The 1,401-nt window shown below is 43.1% G+C and carries 2 protein-coding genes; one reads left to right on the top strand and one right to left on the bottom strand.

Going from position 1 to position 1,401, the window contains the following annotated elements; genetic code table 11:
- Window positions 1–27: 27 nt before the first annotated feature.
- The gene (locus PX636_RS03965) at window positions 28–867 is read right to left on the bottom strand and encodes a reverse transcriptase-like protein (protein WP_288116281.1); all 840 of its coding nucleotides are present in this window, start codon (window positions 865–867) and stop codon (window positions 28–30) included.
- A 232-nt stretch (window positions 868–1,099) separates the two neighbouring features.
- Here PX636_RS03965 and PX636_RS22595 point away from each other — a divergent pair, with 232 nt between their 5' ends.
- Window positions 1,100–1,318, top strand: a complete 219-nt coding sequence (locus PX636_RS22595; protein ID WP_353853453.1) for an Asr1405/Asl0597 family protein — start codon at window positions 1,100–1,102, stop codon at window positions 1,316–1,318.
- Window positions 1,319–1,401: the final 83 nt, after the last annotated feature.

Below are 1,401 nucleotides of genomic sequence, written 5' to 3' on the forward strand. Positions count from 1 at the left end.
TAACTGATAACTGATAACTGATAACTGTTATGAGCGGCTAATTTCTTCGAGAATAGCCATCGCTTCTGTCACCCTATCCCTAGGGATAAATAAATGATCGTGATAATAACCAGAAATGACATTGACGCTAATTGCTGCTTCGGCCAGTTTCTCGCTAATCACCGCTAAAAATCCCACCGCCGCTAAACTAGAATGCACAGAAAGAGTAATTTGTCTATAAATATATTTGTACTGCAAGCTTGTGCGATCGGCTTGCTGACGGGGAATAATCACCGTTATGCCTTCCTCTTCCTGAAATTGGCAGATAGGAGTTAATTGTAGCTGTTCTAGTCCTGTTGCTGTTAGGGAAGAAAAAACGAATTCTTCGGGATTTAGGACTGGTTTCAGGGATTGGAGCAGAATATCGAGATTAGTTTCACCTTCCTTCGCTTTTTCTGGCGATTTTTTCGCCGCATCCATACACTGATTAGCAGCAGCGTCAGCCAAACTATTTTTAGCTCGTTCAATCCAGCGCCAGCTAATGCGATCGAATCGGGCAACTAATTGACAAGCACGCTGATAAAAGGGACGTAAACTATCGCTTTTTACCTTCCAGTCTCCCTTAACTTGATTGATGACTAATTGACTGTCTCCACGAATTTCTAGGCTTTTTAAGCCTAATTCTTGGGCTTTTTCCAATCCAATAATCAATCCCGTGTATTCAGCCTCGTTATTAGTGGCTCTGTCCATATATCTAGTCGTAGTCAAGGAATTACCCTCGGCTAAAACTATTACCGCTGCACCGGCTGCTCTCCCCGGATTGCCGCGAGAACCACCATCAAAATAGAGAATTGCTGAATTATCGGTTTTTTGAGCTTTTTTATGCATAATTTTCGTCAATAAATCTTGTTATCTCCATTTTTATCTCTTTGACAATTCTAGGCGGTAGCGATTCTGGGATCGGCAAAGCGGACAAGGCAACAATAGCAAGATTTTAGCCGATCGCCGCTACCGGGTAACTTTTTTTTCTTCGGGTTATTGATAATAATTTGCAGTTGTCGGTTATACTGAGAACATCAGCCTAGAGTTATATTGCTAATAGTTCTCAATTAAAAGCCCCATGAGTACAGACAAATTGCCATCGGAAGGTGAGAAAATCTTCCCTCTTAGTGCTTGGGAGCGCTGGCAGCTCTACCACCGGCTGCAGGCCCTGGACATTGAAGATAAATGCTCGCTCCATAAGCTTTTGCCGGTTCGCATCGATAGCCCCGCTCAACTTTTACAGCTGTGGATTGTCCTGCGACAGGTGGAGGCCTCCCGAGGCTGTTTAATCCGTTGACTGGAAACCTGTTGGCAGGCATAATCCTTGAGAAAAATTAGCAATCTGAGAGTAAAAAGTGAGAAAGTATGTCAAAATCTACA

Origin of the sequence: Microcystis sp. M53598_WE2 (genome assembly GCF_030067735.1) — a bacterium.
GTDB classification, from domain to species: Bacteria; Cyanobacteriota; Cyanobacteriia; order Cyanobacteriales; family Microcystaceae; genus Microcystis; species Microcystis aeruginosa.